The 15,194-nt window shown below is 72.9% G+C and carries 14 protein-coding genes; 6 read left to right on the top strand and 8 right to left on the bottom strand.

The window, feature by feature from the left end:
* Positions 1–29 precede the first annotated feature (29 nt).
* Positions 30–989 (bottom strand): helix-turn-helix domain-containing protein, encoded by a 960-nt coding sequence (locus ACGF3A_RS03470; RefSeq protein WP_393725306.1) that lies wholly within the window; start codon positions 987–989, stop codon positions 30–32.
* A 191-nt stretch (positions 990–1,180) separates the two neighbouring features.
* Between ACGF3A_RS03470 and ACGF3A_RS03465 the strand changes: the two genes are divergently transcribed.
* From ACGF3A_RS03465 to ACGF3A_RS03445, 5 genes are read left to right on the top strand one after another with little or no spacing between them, the layout of a single operon-like run.
* Entirely contained in the window at positions 1,181–2,515 is a 1,335-nt protein-coding gene (locus tag ACGF3A_RS03465) for an ATP-binding protein (RefSeq protein WP_393725304.1), read from the top strand.
* Positions 2,512–2,925: a roadblock/LC7 domain-containing protein gene (locus tag ACGF3A_RS03460; RefSeq protein WP_393725302.1), complete on the top strand. Its 414-nt coding sequence runs from the start codon at positions 2,512–2,514 to the stop codon at positions 2,923–2,925. The genes ACGF3A_RS03465 and ACGF3A_RS03460 overlap by 4 nt, the downstream gene beginning before the upstream one ends.
* Positions 2,922–3,287, top strand: a complete 366-nt coding sequence (locus tag ACGF3A_RS03455; RefSeq protein ID WP_393725300.1) for a DUF742 domain-containing protein — start codon at positions 2,922–2,924, stop codon at positions 3,285–3,287. The genes ACGF3A_RS03460 and ACGF3A_RS03455 overlap by 4 nt, the downstream gene beginning before the upstream one ends.
* Entirely contained in the window at positions 3,265–3,882 is a 618-nt protein-coding gene (locus ACGF3A_RS03450) for an ATP/GTP-binding protein (RefSeq protein WP_393725298.1), read from the top strand. Before ACGF3A_RS03455 ends, ACGF3A_RS03450 begins: the two co-directional genes overlap by 23 nt.
* Positions 3,879–5,327 (top strand): cytochrome P450, encoded by a 1,449-nt coding sequence (locus ACGF3A_RS03445; protein WP_393725296.1) that lies wholly within the window; start codon positions 3,879–3,881, stop codon positions 5,325–5,327. The genes ACGF3A_RS03450 and ACGF3A_RS03445 overlap by 4 nt, the downstream gene beginning before the upstream one ends.
* Before the next feature lie 7 nt (positions 5,328–5,334).
* Here the strand turns inward: ACGF3A_RS03445 and ACGF3A_RS03440 are convergent, their stop codons facing one another.
* The 7 genes from ACGF3A_RS03440 to ACGF3A_RS03410 all read right to left on the bottom strand — a co-directional run bounded on the left by ACGF3A_RS03440 (position 5,335) and on the right by ACGF3A_RS03410 (position 13,141).
* Positions 5,335–6,570, bottom strand: a complete 1,236-nt coding sequence (locus tag ACGF3A_RS03440; RefSeq protein WP_393725294.1) for a cytochrome P450 — start codon at positions 6,568–6,570, stop codon at positions 5,335–5,337.
* A gap of 136 nt (positions 6,571–6,706) precedes the next feature.
* Complete coding sequence (locus tag ACGF3A_RS03435; protein WP_393725292.1) at positions 6,707–6,931, bottom strand: hypothetical protein; 225 nt, start codon at positions 6,929–6,931, stop codon at positions 6,707–6,709.
* Entirely contained in the window at positions 6,928–7,875 is a 948-nt protein-coding gene (locus ACGF3A_RS03430; protein ID WP_393725290.1) for an SPFH domain-containing protein, read from the bottom strand. Before ACGF3A_RS03430 ends, ACGF3A_RS03435 begins: the two co-directional genes overlap by 4 nt.
* A 154-nt stretch (positions 7,876–8,029) precedes the next feature.
* Complete coding sequence (locus tag ACGF3A_RS03425; RefSeq protein WP_393725288.1) at positions 8,030–10,360, bottom strand: ABC transporter permease; 2,331 nt, start codon at positions 10,358–10,360, stop codon at positions 8,030–8,032.
* On the bottom strand, positions 10,357–11,091 hold the full coding sequence (locus ACGF3A_RS03420) for an ABC transporter ATP-binding protein (RefSeq protein WP_393725286.1): 735 nt from the start codon (positions 11,089–11,091) through the stop codon (positions 10,357–10,359). Before ACGF3A_RS03420 ends, ACGF3A_RS03425 begins: the two co-directional genes overlap by 4 nt.
* Complete coding sequence (locus ACGF3A_RS03415; protein WP_393725284.1) at positions 11,088–11,612, bottom strand: PadR family transcriptional regulator; 525 nt, start codon at positions 11,610–11,612, stop codon at positions 11,088–11,090. The genes ACGF3A_RS03420 and ACGF3A_RS03415 overlap by 4 nt, the downstream gene beginning before the upstream one ends.
* 83 nt (positions 11,613–11,695) lie before the next feature.
* Positions 11,696–13,141 (bottom strand): catalase, encoded by a 1,446-nt coding sequence (locus ACGF3A_RS03410; protein WP_393725282.1) that lies wholly within the window; start codon positions 13,139–13,141, stop codon positions 11,696–11,698.
* A 224-nt stretch (positions 13,142–13,365) separates the two neighbouring features.
* On the opposite strand from ACGF3A_RS03410, the gene ACGF3A_RS03405 reads away from it, so the two are divergent.
* The gene (locus ACGF3A_RS03405; RefSeq protein ID WP_393725280.1) at positions 13,366–15,117 is read left to right on the top strand and encodes an alpha/beta hydrolase; all 1,752 of its coding nucleotides are present in this window, start codon (positions 13,366–13,368) and stop codon (positions 15,115–15,117) included.
* Positions 15,118–15,194: the final 77 nt, after the last annotated feature.

Here is a 15,194-nt window from a genome sequence, read left to right as displayed (position 1 = left end):
CCGAGTGGACCGGCCGTCCCGGTCCCGCCTCAGCCGCCGTGGCGCATTTCGCGCGGGCTCACCCCGTAGCGCTGCCGGAAGGCCGTGCTGAGGGCGCTGGCGGAGGAGAAGCCGGAGGCGTGGGCGAGGTCGGCGATGGTGAGGTGGTCGCACCCGGCGGAGCGCAGGCGGTCGCGGACCAGGCGGAGACGCTCCTCGCGGATGAGTTCGCGGGGCGTGGTGCCCGCGCGCTGGAGGGCGAGCTGGACCTGGCGCAGGGACCAGCCCAGCCTGCGGGCCACCGTGCCGCCGGTGAGGCCGGGATCGGCGGCGTGTTCGCGCACGTACCGGCGTACGTGCTTCTCGACCCCGGCCAGGTGGCCGGAGGCGTCGGGGCGGTCGTCGCCGGTGGCGAGCATGCACAGCATCTCGACGATGCGGTCGGTGACCGCGTCGAAGTGCCCGGCTGTGAGGTTGTCGCGCTCGGAGTAGAGGGTGCCCAGCATGCTGCTGATGACGCGCCCGAGGCCGGTGGTGAGGTCGGGGACGGTCGCGAGCGGGGACCGGCGGCTGAGCGGGCCGTCGATCTCGCGGGCGGGGACGGTGAGCAGGAGGGCGCCCGTGTTCGCGGCCTGGCGGCACTCGAAGGGCGCGCTGAAGGTGATCAGGGCGCCGCTGCCGGGGGCGAGGGAGGTCTCCTGGCCGTCCTGGCGCAGGAGCATGCTGCCGCCGAGCGGCACCAGGAAGCGGTAGTCCTCGTCGGGGTCGGCGCGGATCTGCCGTGCCGTACGGGCGTACTCGATCCGGTCCGACCAGTAGCGGACGATCTGGTACGTGCTCGTGCGCTGGCAGACCGTCCGGCCGCGGAAGTCCTCGGTGTGCGGGTAGGCGTACGCCATCCGCGACTGGTAGCCGCCGGTGCGCTCGTGCCAGTAGCGGGCCCGCTCCGGCGGCGCGACGTCGCCGGTCCTCAGCGTCTCCACCGTGTACGTACCTGTCGTCGCGGACACCGAACTCCCCTTCCGGCTCTCTGCGCGGCTGCCTGACCGCTCCGGGCTCGAAGGGTAGTGCAGGGTCCGCTTGTCTCCGGCAGGGCGCTGCGTATGGCGGAAACTTCCCTGCGCCCACGCGGAAGAACGGGGCACGGAGCCGCGGTTAGCATCCTCCGGCCCGTAGGTTTACATCTGCCTCTAGGACACCGATGAGTTACGACATACCGGAGGCGGTGCTGCTGTGGTGCCTCGCCACCGGCCTGCTCGCCGTCACTGTTCTGCTGGTCCGGCAGAACGGGATCACCGCGCGGACGCGTCGGCGGAACGCGGAGCTGACGGAGGCTCTGCGGGCGCGTGACGCGGAGGTCCGGCACCTGGTGGCCGTACGGCTGCCCGCCGTGGAGGGCGCCCCGGCGCACGACGGCACGGGCCGGAGTGTCCAGCGCGCCGGGCTGCGGGACGAGCGGCTGGCGGGCACGGACTTCGCCGCCGGTCTCGAAGGCGTCCTGGAGCGCTTCACCGGCGCGGTCGCCCACGCGCAGGCCCGCGCCGACCGCTCGGCGAAGGCCGCGCTGAAGACCTCGATGCGCGCCGTCCAGGCGCTCGCCAGCGAGCAGCAGGTCGCCATCTCCGCCATGCAGGAGCGGCACGATCACCCCGACGTCCTGCGGGACCTGCTGGAGATCGACCACACGAACGCGCAGTTCGGGCGGCGTGCCCAGGCCATCGCCGTGCTCAGCGGCTCCTGGCCGGGACGGCAGCGCGCGGCCTCCCCGCTCACCGATGTGGTGCGGGGCGCGAAGTCGCGCATCCGCGACTACCGCCGGGTCCGGGTCCACGGCCGGGCCGACCTCGCCCTGGAGAGCCGCGCGGTGGAGCCGGTCGTCCTCGCCGTCGCCGAACTGCTCGACAACGCCGCGCGGCACTCGCAGCCCAGCACCGGCGTCGAGGTCGACGTCCAGGCGGTGCACAACGGCGCCTGCGTCGTCATCGACGACGCGGGGGTCGGCATGGACCGGCAGGCCACGCGGCAGGCCGCGCTGCTGCTGTCGGGCCAGAAGGCCGTGAACGTCACCCAGCTCGACGATCCGCCGCAGTTCGGCTTCGCGGCGATCGGCGTGCTCGCGGCGCGGTACGGCTTCGAGGTGTCCGTCGACACCCGGTCCCCGTACGGAGGCGTACGTGCCGTGCTGTTCCTCCCCTCGCCCCTGCTCACCCACGTGACCGGCGAACCGGCGCCGCCCACGCCCCCGACGCCCCTCGCGCCCCCGGCCCCCGCACCGGCGGGCGGCACCGAGGCGGCCCTCGGGACCACCGCGGGCGGCCTCCCCAGACGGCGCCGAAGAACCCCCGCGCAGAGCGCCCCCTCGCAGAGCGTCCCCTCGCCGAGCGTCCCCGAGCAGCACGCCACCCGCGGGGCCCAGCAGCCGCAGGGCCGTACGGCCGCCGAAACCGCCCAGCGCATGGGCGCGTTCGCGCGCGGCACCCGCCATGGACGGGCAGGCCGCGCCTCCCCCGACCACGAAAGGTCCACAGAAGAATGACCGAGTCCACGACCAACGAGCTGGGTTGGATGCTCGACGAGGTCCTCAGGGTGCCGGAGGCACTGCACGCGATCCTGCTCTCGGCCGACGGCATGCTCCGGGCGCACTCGGCGGAGATCGGCCGGGACGACGCCGAGCGGCTCGCCGCCGGGCTCTCCGGCGTGCAGTCGATCAGCCGCAGCACCGCCGAGTTCTGCGGCAGCGCCGACACGCCCTGGCAGCAGACCCTGATCGAGTTCGCGCACGGCTACGTGTTCCTGGTGGCCGCGGGCGAGGGCGCCTACCTGGCGGTGTCCACCACCGAGAACGTGGACATGGAGGCGGTCACGTACCGCATGCACAAGCTGGTGGACCGGCTCGGACGCGAGCTGACCAGCCCGGTCCGGACGGACACCGGCAGCTTCCTGTGACACCGCCCCCGAGGGAACGGAGGGGAGAGCGGCTGGTACGCCCGTACGTCCTCACCGACGGCCGCTCCCAGCCCACCCGCAACACCCTGGACCTGGTCACGCTGCTGATCGCCACGGACGACCGGCCGCTGTCCGGGCTGGCCCCGGAGAAGCGCGGGGTGATGGAGCTGTGCCGGCCCGGGGCGCTCTCGGTCGCCGAGGTGGCCGGTCATCTCGCGCTGCCCGTCAGCGTCACCAAGGTGCTGGTCGCCGATCTGATGGACAGCGGCCACCTCGTCACCCGCGCGCCGGTCCCGGCCGCCCAGCCATCCGACATCCGCATCCTCCAGGAGGTGCTCGATGGGCTCCGCGCCCTCCTCTGACGGCTCCGGCCTCCATCTGCGACGTACGGTGCGGACCGCCGCGAAGCTGCTGGTGGTCGGCCACTTCGCCGTCGGCAAGACCACGTACGTCCGCACGCTGTCCGAGATCCGGCCGCTGCACACCGAGGAGGTCATGACGCAGGCGGGCGCCGTCGTCGACGACCTGGCCGGGGCGCGGGGCAAGACCACCACCACGGTCGCCATGGACTTCGGGCGGCTCACGCTCAGCGACACGCTCGTCCTCTATCTCTTCGGCACGCCGGGACAGCAGCGCTTCACCCAGCTGTGGCGGGACATGACCCGCGGCGCGCTCGGCGCGCTCGTCCTCGCCGACACCCGCAGCCTCGGCAGCTCCTTCGAGGTGATGGGGGTCCTGGAGGAGATGGACCTGCCGTACGCCGTGGCGGTCAACCAGTTCGAGGGCGCGCCCGCCTTCGCGCTCGAAGAGGTGCGCGAGGCGCTCGACCTGCTGCCCGGCACCCCGCTCGTCCGCTGCGACGCGCGCGACCGCGTCTCCTCCACGCACGCGCTGATCTCGCTCGTCGAGCACCTCCAGTCCCGCAGAGCAGAACCCCGTCCCCTGGAGCAAGCGTGACCTCTCCCCCCGCACACGGCGCCCCGGCCCCCGGTACGGCGCCGCCGCCTGGCTGCCCCGCGCACGCGGGAGCACCCGCGGGAGCGCCCGCGGCGTCGCTGTACTCCCCCGAGTTCGCCGCCGACCCCACTGCCACGTACGAACGGCTGCGCGCCGCGGGGCCCCTCGCGCCCGTCGAGCTCACCCCCGGCGTACGCGCCCGGCTCGTCGTCGGCTACGAGGCGGCCCTGCACGTGCTGCGCAGCCCGGAGACGTTCTCCAAGGACGCCCGGCTGTGGGCCGACTTCGCGAACGGCACGGTCCCCCCGGACTCCCCGGTCCTCCCGATGATGGCCTTCCGGCCGAACGCCCTGTTCACCCACGGCGAGGAGCACCGCAGGCTGCGCGAGGCGATCACCGACAGCCTCGCGCGGGTCGAGGCGGACGCGCTGCGGGGGTACGTCGAGCGCGCCGCGGAGATGCTCATCGACCGTTTCGCACCGGCCGGACGGGCCGATCTGCTCGGCCAGTACGCGCGGGTCCTGCCGCTGCTCGTCTTCAACCAGATGTTCGGCTGCCCGCCGGAGATCGGCGACAGGCTCGTGCAGGGCATGTCCGGCATCTTCGACGGCGTCGCCCCCGAGCGGGCGAACGCGCTGCTCACCGGCTCCGTCCTCGAACTCGTCGCCCTCAAGCGCGCGCGGCCCGGCCCGGACGTGACGTCCTGGCTCATCGCCCACCCCGCCGGGCTGAGCGACGAGGAGCTGCTGCACACGCTGGTCGTCCTCATGGGCGCGGGCACCGAGCCCGAGCAGAACCTCATCGCCAACAGCCTGCGGCTGCTGCTCTCCGACGACCGCTTCGCGGGCGACCTGGCGGGCGGCAGCATGCCCGTCGAGGACGCCCTCGACGAGGTCCTCTGGACCGATCCGCCGATGGCCAACTACGGCGTGCACTACCCGATGTACGACACCGTGTACGAGGGCACGGTCCTGGCGAAGGGGACGCCGCTGGTCATCAGCTTCGCCGCCGCCAACAACGACCCGGCCCTCGCCGCCGACCGGCACGCGGGCACGCGCGCGGGCAACCGCGCCCACCTGGCGTGGAGCGCGGGACCCCACGTCTGCCCCGCGCAGGGCCCGGCCCGGCTGATCGCCGGAGTGGCCATCGAGACGCTCCTGGACCGGCTGCCCGACCTGGAACTGGCCGTACCCGCCGCGGAACTCCAGTGGCGGCCGGGGCCCTTCCACCGCGCGCTGGCCACCCTGCCGGTGCGCTTCCCCCCGGCCTCCGCCGCCCCCGCCACCTCCGCGCTCGCCCTCGCCTTCGGCCCCGGTCCCGCGGCCCGCCGTCCGGGGGAGAGCGGGGGCGGGCCGCCGCGGGCGGCGGACGTGCCCGGCACGCCGGACACCCCGCGCGGACGCGGGGTGTGGGCGGGCCTGCGGGCCTGGTGGCGCGGGGACTGAGGGGCCGTCAGCCCAGGCGTACGGGGAGCGTGCGGTGGCCGTTGGAGATGAAGGAGTCCACCGGCTCCAGCTCCTCCGGCGGCACCGCGAGCGCCAGGCCGGGGAACCGCTCGAAGAGCGCGGGGAGGGCCGTACGCGCCTCAAGGCGTGCCAGCGGGGCGCCGAGGCAGAAGTGCGCGCCGTGGCCGAAGGCCAGGTGCTCCTTGTCGGCCCGGGTCACGTCGAAGACGTCGGCGTCGAAGCCGTGCCATCCCGGGTCCCGCCCGGCCGCGGCGTAGGAGGCGAGGATCGCCTCGCCCGCGCGGATCACGTGGCCTTCGCCCGCGCCGCCCACGTCGATGTCCGCCACCGCGTACCGCAGCGGGACGCTGGCCACCGGGGCGTCGTGCCGCAGCGTCTCCTCGATCACGTCGTCCCAGCCCGCCCGGCCCGCCCGTACGTGCTCCAGCTGCCGGGGGCGGGTGAGCAGGGCGTGGACGGCGTTGTCGAGGAGGTTCACGGTGGTCTCGTGGCCCGCGCTGACCATCAGCAGCAGGGTGTCGATCAGCTCCTGCTCGCTGAGCCGGGTGCCGTCCTCGTCGCGGGCGGCGATCAGCCCGCTGGTGAGGTCGTCGGCGGGGCTCCCCCGCTTGAGCCGCACGAGATCGCCGAGGAGCGTGTGGAAACCGGCGTAGGTGGCGGCGGCCTCCTCCGGGTCGGCCGAGGTGTGGAAGACGCTGTCCACGAGGGTCCGCAGCTGCGCGCTCCACTCCTCGGGGAGCCCGAACAGATCGGTGATCACCTGGATCGGCAGCGGATAGCAGAACGCCTCCCGCAGGTCCACCACGTCACCGCGGCGGCCGGAGTCCGCGACGCCGTCGAGCAGCCCCGTGACCAGCTCCTCGACACGGGGCCGCAGCGCGGCCGTTCGCCGGGCGGTGAACGCCTTGGCGACCAGGGTGCGCAGTCGCCTGTGGTCGCCGCCGTACGCCGTGAACATGTTCCGCACCGCGACCCAGGTGAAGAGCGGCCACTCCGGGGAGATCTCCCCGTTGATCCATCGCGGCCAGTGCTGACGCGGGTCCTTCGAGACACGCGGGTCGGTCAGCAACTCCCTGAGCAGCGCGGGACCGGTGACCGCCCAGGCGGTCACCCCGCCCGGGAGTTCGACGCGCGCCGTCGGCCCGCTCTCCCGTATCCGGGCGGCCTCCGCGTGGATGTCCCGACCGGCCGGGTCCATCACCACCGGGGATTCGGTTCCCATCATCGTCTCCCATGCGCTCGAATCCTCCACGACGATCGATGACGCTATGGCGCGGAACGGATCCGGAGGGAGACGCGGACGGCCCGCTGCGCGCGTTCGCAAATTCCCTACGCGCGGGCCAAAGCGGCGCCGCCCCTCACTCCTCGGCAGGAGGACGGCCCCGGGGCGGATGCGGGCGGGCCTCCTTGGGGAGGCGGCCCGCATCGCGCAGGGCCTTGCGCAGGAGGAAGTCGATCTGCGCGTTCGTGGAGCGCAGTTCGTCCGCCGCCCAGCGCGCCAGCGCGTCGTGCACCGCCGGGTCGAGCCGGAGCAGCACCTGTTTGCGCTGGCCGCGCTGGGGCCGCCGGGGGGGCTCGGTCACTGGTAGAGCGACCCGGTGTTCATGACGGGCTGCGGCGAACGGTCGCCGCACAGCACCACCAGAAGATTGCTCACCATCGAAGCCCGCCGCTCCTCGTCCAGCTCGACGAAGTCCTGCGCGGTGATGCGCGCGAGCGCGTCCTCGACCATCCCGCAGGCCCCCTCCACGATCTGCTTGCGCGCCGCGACCACGGCGCCGGCCTGCTGCCGCTGGAGCATGGCAGAGGCGATCTCCGGAGCGTACGCGAGATGCGTGAAGCGCGACTCGATGATCATCACTCCGGCCGCCTGCACCCGCGCGGTCAGCTCGACGGCGAGCTTCTCGGTGATCTCCTCCGCGTTGCCCCGCAGGGAGAGACCCGTCTCCTCGTGCGCGTCGTACGGGTACTCGATCGCGATGTGGCGGACCGCGGCCTCGGTCTGCGTGGAGACGAACTCGATGTAGTCGTCCACGGAGAACGTGGCCTGCGCGGTGTCCTCGACCTGCCAGACCACGACGGCGGCCAGCTCGATCGGGTTGCCGTACGCGTCGTTGACCTTGAGGACGGCGGTCTCGTGGTTGCGGACGCGGGTCGAGATCTTGTGGCGGCTGGTGAGCGGGTTGACCCAGCGGAGGCCGTCGGTGCGGATCGTGCCCGTGTAGCGGCCGAAGAGCTGGACGACGCGGGCCTCGCCCGGCGCCACCATGTTCAGCCCCGACATCGCGAAGACCGAGCCGATCAGCAGCAGCACGCCCAGCACGATGAGGACCGCGCCGACGCCGCCCGAGCCGCCCGAGGCGAGCGCCCCGCCGCCGACGACCGCGCCGACGCCGATCAGGAAGCCGACCAGGCCGAGGAGGAGCGCGAGCCCTCCCGGGATGCTGTGCGCCGTCACCTCGCGCACCTCGGGCGTCGGCATCTCCGGCATTCCCGGTGTGCCCGGCGTCTCGTCGTTCATGGACATGAGCGGTCCCCCGTTTCGCTGTGGTCACCGGCCGTCTATCACGGCCCTAGCAAAGTGATATCACTTTAACGGATGGACCCCGCACATGGCGAGACCCCGGCCGGCACGGGGGACCAGCCGGGGCCTCGGTCCCGGGGGGGGCGGCGCGGACGCCCTACTCCGTACGGAGTCCGTCCGGCCGCATCAGCCGCCACAGCGGCGGCAGGCTCACCAGGGTCACCACGACGATCATCGCGGCGCCGCCCGCCACGATGGGCAGGAACCCGAACCAGTGCTCGACGGGTCTGCCGACCATCCGCAGCAGCACCCAGCCCAGCGCCGAGCCGAAGGCCACCGCCAGCGCGAGACCGAGCACCACGGGCACGGCCGTCTGCCACAGCACCGAGGCGCCCAGCGTGCTGCGGCGCGTGCCGAACGCGACGAGGACCGCCAGCTGCCGCCTGCGCTCGCGGAGTTGCTCCATCATCGAGACGATCATGCTGAGGCCGATGAGGACCAGCACGCCCGTGGCGGCGGCGAGGACGGCCCGCTTGATGCCCTCGTAGAACTCCCGCTCCGAGGTCTCCACGAGACCGCCCACGTAGAAGTCGGGGCTGATCTGGTACAGCGCCGTACGGGCACGCTCCACGGCCTCCGGGTCGTCCGTGTCGACCCGCATCCAGCCCTCCAGCGTGGGGAAGTCCGTCTTCTCCGCGGCGAACGCGCCGGGGGTGGCGAGCACGCCCTCCACGGACGCCTCCTCGGCCATGTGCCTGCCCCGGACGTCCCGGGCGGAGGCCGGGACCCGCCAGTCGAAGGTGTTCCGCTCGGCCCCCTCGCTCGTGTCGAACCGCACCTTCTCGCCCGGCTTCGGGATCCTGACGTCCGCCACGGGCTTCCCCGCGCGCGGGGCCACGAACACGTCGCCGTCGCGGCACGAGCCGACGGTGGCCATCTTGCGGAGCATCGCGCAGGTGCCCACCGAGACCGGGACCGTCGTGTCCTGGCTCCCCGGCGTGTACCCGACCACGTCCACGCGGGCCACCATGGCCTCGACCCCGTCGGTGTGCTCCAGCTCCCGCTGGAGGGAGGCCGCCTGCCGGGCCGTGGACGTCCCCCCGGAGATCATGTACGTCCCCCTGTCGACGTCCGCCCCCGGGAGGTCGGCGCTCGCGCCGGTGAAGAGGATCTGGAGGGCGACCGCACCGGCCACCGCGATGGTGATGCCGCTGACCGCGCGGGTCGCCGAGCCGCTGCCGAGCTGGAGCCGCCGCACGGCGAGCTGCCAGGACGGGAAGCCGCCGCGCAGCCTCCCCACGATCCGCTCCACGACCCAGGGCAGCAGCAGCGCGACGCCGCCCAGCAGGAGCACCACGCCGAGGATGATGCGGGGCTTGTCCAGCGCGGCGCCGCCGCGCTCGCTCACGGCCGAACCCGCCAGCGGCAGGAGCAGCAGCATGCCGATGACCGGCGGGGCCAGCCGCCACCACAGGCGGCGCGGGCGCGGCTCGCTCTCGCGCACCACGCCCAGCGGCTCCACGGCGATCGCGCGCATCGCGAACTGGGCGACCGTGACCGCCACCACGGGCACCCCGAGGGCGATCAGCGCGACGATGGGCCCGCTGGGCACCACGTCGGCGGGGAAGACGCTCAGCCCGAACAGCGTGACCTGGCCGACGGCCGCGCGCAGCGCCAGGAACAGCCCGCCGCCCAGCAGCAGTCCGAGCACGGCCCCGACCAGGGACTCGCCCGCGACCATCCGGTGCGACATCCCGATGTCGGCGCCGACCAGCCGCAGCGCGGCCAGCCGCTGGTCGCGCCGCTCGCCGCCGAACCGCGCCGCCGTGCCGATGAAGACCGCGACCGGCATCACCAGCACCGCGCACGCGACGACGACGAGCAGGAGCAGCACGGGGCCGATCGGGCCCTCGTCGACCGTGCCGCCGAAGGCCGAGTACCGCTGGGCGTCGTCCTTGGGGTCGAGCTGGTCGGCGCCCGCGTAGAAGGCGAGCTCGTGCGGGCCGAGCAGGCCCTCGTCGCCGATGGTGCCGACGATACGGCCGTCGAGCCGCCGGATCAGCTCCTTGTTGCCGTCGTCGGCCAGCACCTTCTTCAGCGCGGGCGAGACGACCATCTCGCCGGGCGCGGGCAGCCGTCCGACGCCGGGCGGCTTGACCGGGTCGTTCCCCTCGGCCTCGACCAGCTTCCCGTTGACGTCCTTGCCGTGGAACGTGGTGCCCGCGTCGGCCATCAGCAGGGAGTGCGGGCCGCTCCGGGGCTCGCCGGTCCCGCCGCTCGTACGGGCGTCCTCGCGGACGTCCGTCTCGTGCAGCACGCTGGGCACGGAGGCGGCGAAGAGCAGCACCGCGACCCCCAGCCCGACGCCGACGGCCGTGAGCGCCGTACGCACCCAGCCCTGGCGTCCGCCCGCGAGCGCGAAACGGCCGCCCATGACCAGGTCGCGCGCCCAGGCCCGCGGCCCTCTCGGGCGCGCGTCCTCGCTCATATACCGGTCCCGTGATCCTTCACCCGGCCGTCGCGGACGACGACCTCGCGGTCGGAGTAGGCGGCGACGCGGGTCTCGTGGGTGACGAGGACGACCGCGGCGTCGGTGTCGCGGGCGGCGCGGGTGAGGAGCTGCATGGCCCGCTCGCCGTTGAGCGAGTCGAGCGCGCCGGTCGGCTCGTCGGCGAAGAGGACCCGGGGGCGGCCCGCGAGGGCGCGCGCGATGGCCACGCGCTGGCCCTGGCCGCCGGAGACCTGGCCGGGGCGGTGGTGGCGGACGTCGTCGACCTCCAGGCGCTCCAGCCACTCCCGCGCGGTGGCCTCGGCGCGCTTGCGCGCGGCGCCCGCGAGGCGCAGCGGCAGCGCCGCGTTCTCCAGGCAGGTGAGCTCGGGGACGAGCTGGCCGAACTGGAACACGAAGCCGAACTCCGAGCGGCGCAGCGCGCTCCGCTGGGAGTCGGACATCGCGGACACCTCACGCTCGCGGTAGAGCACAGTGCCCGCGTCCGGCGGCACGATGCCCGCGAGGCAGTGCAGCAGCGTGGACTTGCCCGAGCCCGAGGGTCCCATCACGGCGACGACCTCGCCCGCCTTGATGGAGAAGTCCGCCCCGTCGAGCGCCGCCGTCGCGCCGTACGTCTTCCGCAGCCCTTGCGCCGACAGCAGCGCGCCGCGCGGCCCTGAGCCGGTGCCGGTGGCCTCGGCGGCGGGGGCAGGGTGCGTGGCCGTCATGCACCGACCTCCTTCGCGAGCCGGTCGAGCCGCGCGGCGGCCGTCTCCAGCCAGCGCAGGTCGGCCTCCAGGTGGAAGAGCGCGTGGTCGCAGATGAGCTGGTCCGCGAGGTCGCCCTCGGTCTTGCGGCGGGTCAGCTCGCGCATCAGCCGCAGATGCTCGGCGCGCTGCGTGTCCAGCAGCTCCGCCCCGTCACGCCCGGTCAGCAGCGCGAGGACCAGCTTGGTGTAGAGCGTGCTCTGCAGATACGGCTCGGGCTTCTCGGGGCGCGAGAGCCACCCCTCGACGTCGGTGACCCCGGCGTCCGTGATCGCGTACCGCTTCCGCTCGGGGCCGCCCCCGGGCTCGATCCCGTCCACCTCCACCAGGCCGTTCTTGAGGAGGCGGGACATGGTCGAATAGACCTGCCCGTAATGCAGCGGCCGGTCGTGACCGAACTTCTCGTCGAAGGCCCGCTTGAGGTCGTACCCATGACGGGGCCCGGTCTCCAGGAGGCCGAGCAGGGTATGGCTGATGGACATGGACCCACTCTAACCGAGGCGTATACACCATGTGTATACGCCTCGGGGAGCGGGATCGGCACAAGAGCCCTCAAGAGCCGGAATCAGCCGCCGTTGACCTTGGCGGACACCCGGTCGCCCAGCTCCTTGTCGACGTTCCGCCAGTACTGGACCGCGCGCTCCAGCACCGGACCGCTCACGCCGCCGAGCAGATGCCCGGAGATGTTGTTCACCAGCCGCTCGCGCGCCGCGTCGTCCAGGACCTGGCGCACCAGCGTGCCCGCCTGGCCCCAGTCGTCGTCGTCCCGGCGCAGCGTGTACGCGTGCCGGACCATCTCGCTCTCCTCCACGCTCCAGCCGACCGGCGGGAAGCGCCCGGGGTCGGCCGCGGGACCGCCGTAGGAGTTGGGCGCGTACGGCCGGGACACGTTCGGCGTCACGTACCGCATCGGGCCGTCCTTGGCGTACGAGTTCGGCTGGACGTGCGGCCGGTTGGGCGGCAGCTGCGCGTAGTTGGGCCCGATCCGGTAGCGGTGCGTGTCCGGGTACGAGAACAGGCGGCCCAGCAGCATCTTGTCCGGCGAGGGGGCGATGCCGGGCACCAGGTTCGAGGGCTCGAAGGCGGCCTGCTCGATGTGGATGAAGAAGTCCTCCGGATTCCGGTTCAGCGTCATCCGGCCGACGTCGATCAGGGGATAGTCGCCCTGCGGCCACACCTTGGTCAGGTCGAAGGGGTTGAACCGGTAGTCCGGCGCCTCGTCGAACGGCATGACCTGGACCTTCAGCGTCCAGGACGGCAGGTCGCGCCGGTCGATCGCCTCCCACAGGTCCCTGCGGTGCAGGTCGGCGTCCTCACCGGCGAGCCGGTCGGCGTCGTCCTGGGTGAGGAAGTCGATGCCCTGGTCCGTCTTGAAGTGGTACTTCACCCAGAACTTCTCGCCCGCCGCGTTGATCCACATATAGGTGTGCGAGCTGTACCCGTTCATGTGGCGGTACGAGCTGGGGATGCCGCGGTCGCCCATCAGCCAGGTGACCTGGTGCGCGGACTCCGGGGAGAGCGTCCAGAAGTCCCACTGCATGTCGTTGTCGCGCAGCCCGCTGCCGATGTGGCGCTTCTGGCTGCGGATGAAGTCCTGGAACTTGATGGTGTCGCGCACGAAGAAGACCGGAGTGTTGTTCCCGACCATGTCGTAGTTGCCGTGCTCGGTGTAGAACTTCAGCGCGAATCCGCGCGGGTCCCGCCAGGTGTCCGGGCTGCCCTGCTCCCCCGCGACGGTCGAGAAGCGCGCGAGCATCTCCGTCCGCTTCCCGGGCTGGAACAGGTCGGCCTTGGTGAACTGGCTGACGTCGTTCGTCACCTCGAAGACGCCGTACGCGCCGCTCCCCTTCGCGTGCACCACGCGCTCGGGGACCCGCTCGCGGTTGAACTGGGCCATCTTCTCGATCAGATAGTGGTCCTGGAGAAGGATCGGCCCGTCGGCTCCGACGGTGAGCGAGTGCTCGTCGCTCTCCACCGGGTTGCCGACGTTGTTGGTGGTGTAGTCGCTCATCGAGCGTCCTCCCGTGTACGAGGGTGTACGAGGGCGTACGAGGGTGAGGTACGGGACCCGGGACCGCCTTCCCCAGGAAAACCCGCCGACAGGATGTCGGCAACCGGGTGGGGACACCCACGGGGGCAACCCGGCCACCCCCCGCTGCGTCCGCGATCACGGACGCCGATACTTACCCGGGGACGAAGAGCCCCCAAGGGCACCGAAGAGCGAGAAAGCGAGCGATGCGGGACATGGCGGGCGCCACGCGCCGGGTGATCAGGCGTCTCCTGAGACGTCCGTACTGGGATCCGCCGCACCCCTCCTGGGTCGTGCGCCGCTGGCCGGGGCTCGCCGGGATGTGGGGCGCGACCCTCTTCTTCTGGCTCTCCCTGACGCCCTCGCTCGTGCCCCGCCCCTGGTACCTCCAGGGCGTGATCGGCGGCATCACCGCCGCGATCGGTTACGCCATCGGAGCGCTCCTGTGGTGGCTGCTGCGGCTCGCGCTGGGCTGGGCCCTGCGCAGGACGTGGCGCCTGCCCTCCCGCGTACGGGCCCGCGCCTGGCTGGCGTACTACGTGCTCAGCGTCGGCATGACCATCGCCGCGCTCTCCTGGAGCGCCGACGCGCAGCGCACCCTGCGGCGGCTCCAGGAGATGCCGGAGACGCTGACCTGGCACTCGATGATGATCGCGCTCATGGCCATCGCCATCTGCTGGGCGCTCGTCGCACTCGCCCGCGCCGTACGGCTGGCCACGCGCAAGCTGATCCGGCTGCTGGGCCGCTACGTCCCCCGCCCCCTGGCCATCGGCGCCGGGCTGCTGATCAGCGCGACCGTCGTCACGGTCGGCACCCGCGACGTGATCTTCGAGCGGGGCGTCATCGACATCGCCGCGCACTTCGCCGAGGGCACCGACGAGGGCACCAAGGACGGCATCGTCCAGTCCGGCTCCCGCTACGTCTCCGGCAGCCCCCGCTCGCTGGTCCGCTGGGACGACCTGGGGTACGAGGGCCGCAACTTCACCGGCTCCTCCCTCTCCCCCGGCGAGATCACCGCCGTCACCCGCCGCCCCGCCAAGCAGCCCATCCGGGTCTACGTCGGCCAGGAGTCCGCCGACGGCTTCACCGCCCGCGCGAAGCTGGCCGTACGCGAGCTGGAGCGCACCGGCGCCTTCGACCGCGACGTCCTGGCCATCGCGGGCACGACGGGCCGGGGCTGGGTGAACTCCACGGACGCCGAGCCGCTGGAGTTCCTGCACGGCGGGAACACCGCGATCGTGGCGGTGCAGTACTCGTACCTGCCGAGCTGGGTCTCGTTCCTCGTCGACAAGGAGCAGGCGGGCCGCGCCAACCGCGCCCTGGTCAAGGCCGTACGGGAACGGTGGCTCCAGGATCCGCCGAGCCGCCGCCCCAAGCTGCTCGTCTTCGGCGAGAGCCTGGGCGCGTACGGCATCGAGGCGGCCTTCGACGGGCCCGGCGATCTGCTGGCCAAGGTCGACGGGGCGCTGCTCGCCGGGCCGCCGAACTTCTCCCCCATCCGCCGCGAGCTCACCCGCGAACGCGACCCCGGCAGCCCCGTGTGGCGCCCGGTCTACGACAAGGGGCGCAACTTCCGCTTCGCGCAATGGCCCCGGAAGGACCTCGCGCGGCCCGGCCCCTGGGCGAAGACGTGGAAGCGCCCGCGCGTGGTCTACCTCCAGAACGCCTCGGACGCGATCGTCTGGTGGTCACCCGACCTCGCCCTCAACCGCCCCGAGTGGCTCCGCGACCCCGTGGGCCCGGACGTCACGGGCGCGGTCGACTGGTTCCCGTTCGTCACGTTCTGGCAGACGACGGTCGACATGGCCGTCTCCTACGGCGTCGATGCCCCGCATGGCCATCGGTACGGCAACGGTTCCGTCGAAGGCTGGCTGGCCGTCGCCAGACCCCATGGATGGACCGCCACCGACACGGCCCGCCTCCGTCACCATATGGCCCTTCGGGAAGCGCCGTACTAGCCCGTGTCCTCTTCTCGGGGAGGCCGATGAGGGGCTGCCCCTGCCCGTGCCCGGCGGGCTGCGGATACGCGTCGGCT

This window comes from Streptomyces sp. NPDC048172, from assembly GCF_043202595.1.
Lineage (GTDB): Bacteria > Actinomycetota > Actinomycetes > Streptomycetales > Streptomycetaceae > Streptomyces.
The sequence above is the reverse complement of the archived record's forward strand: the minus strand, read 5'-3'. Positions and strand labels throughout refer to the sequence as shown.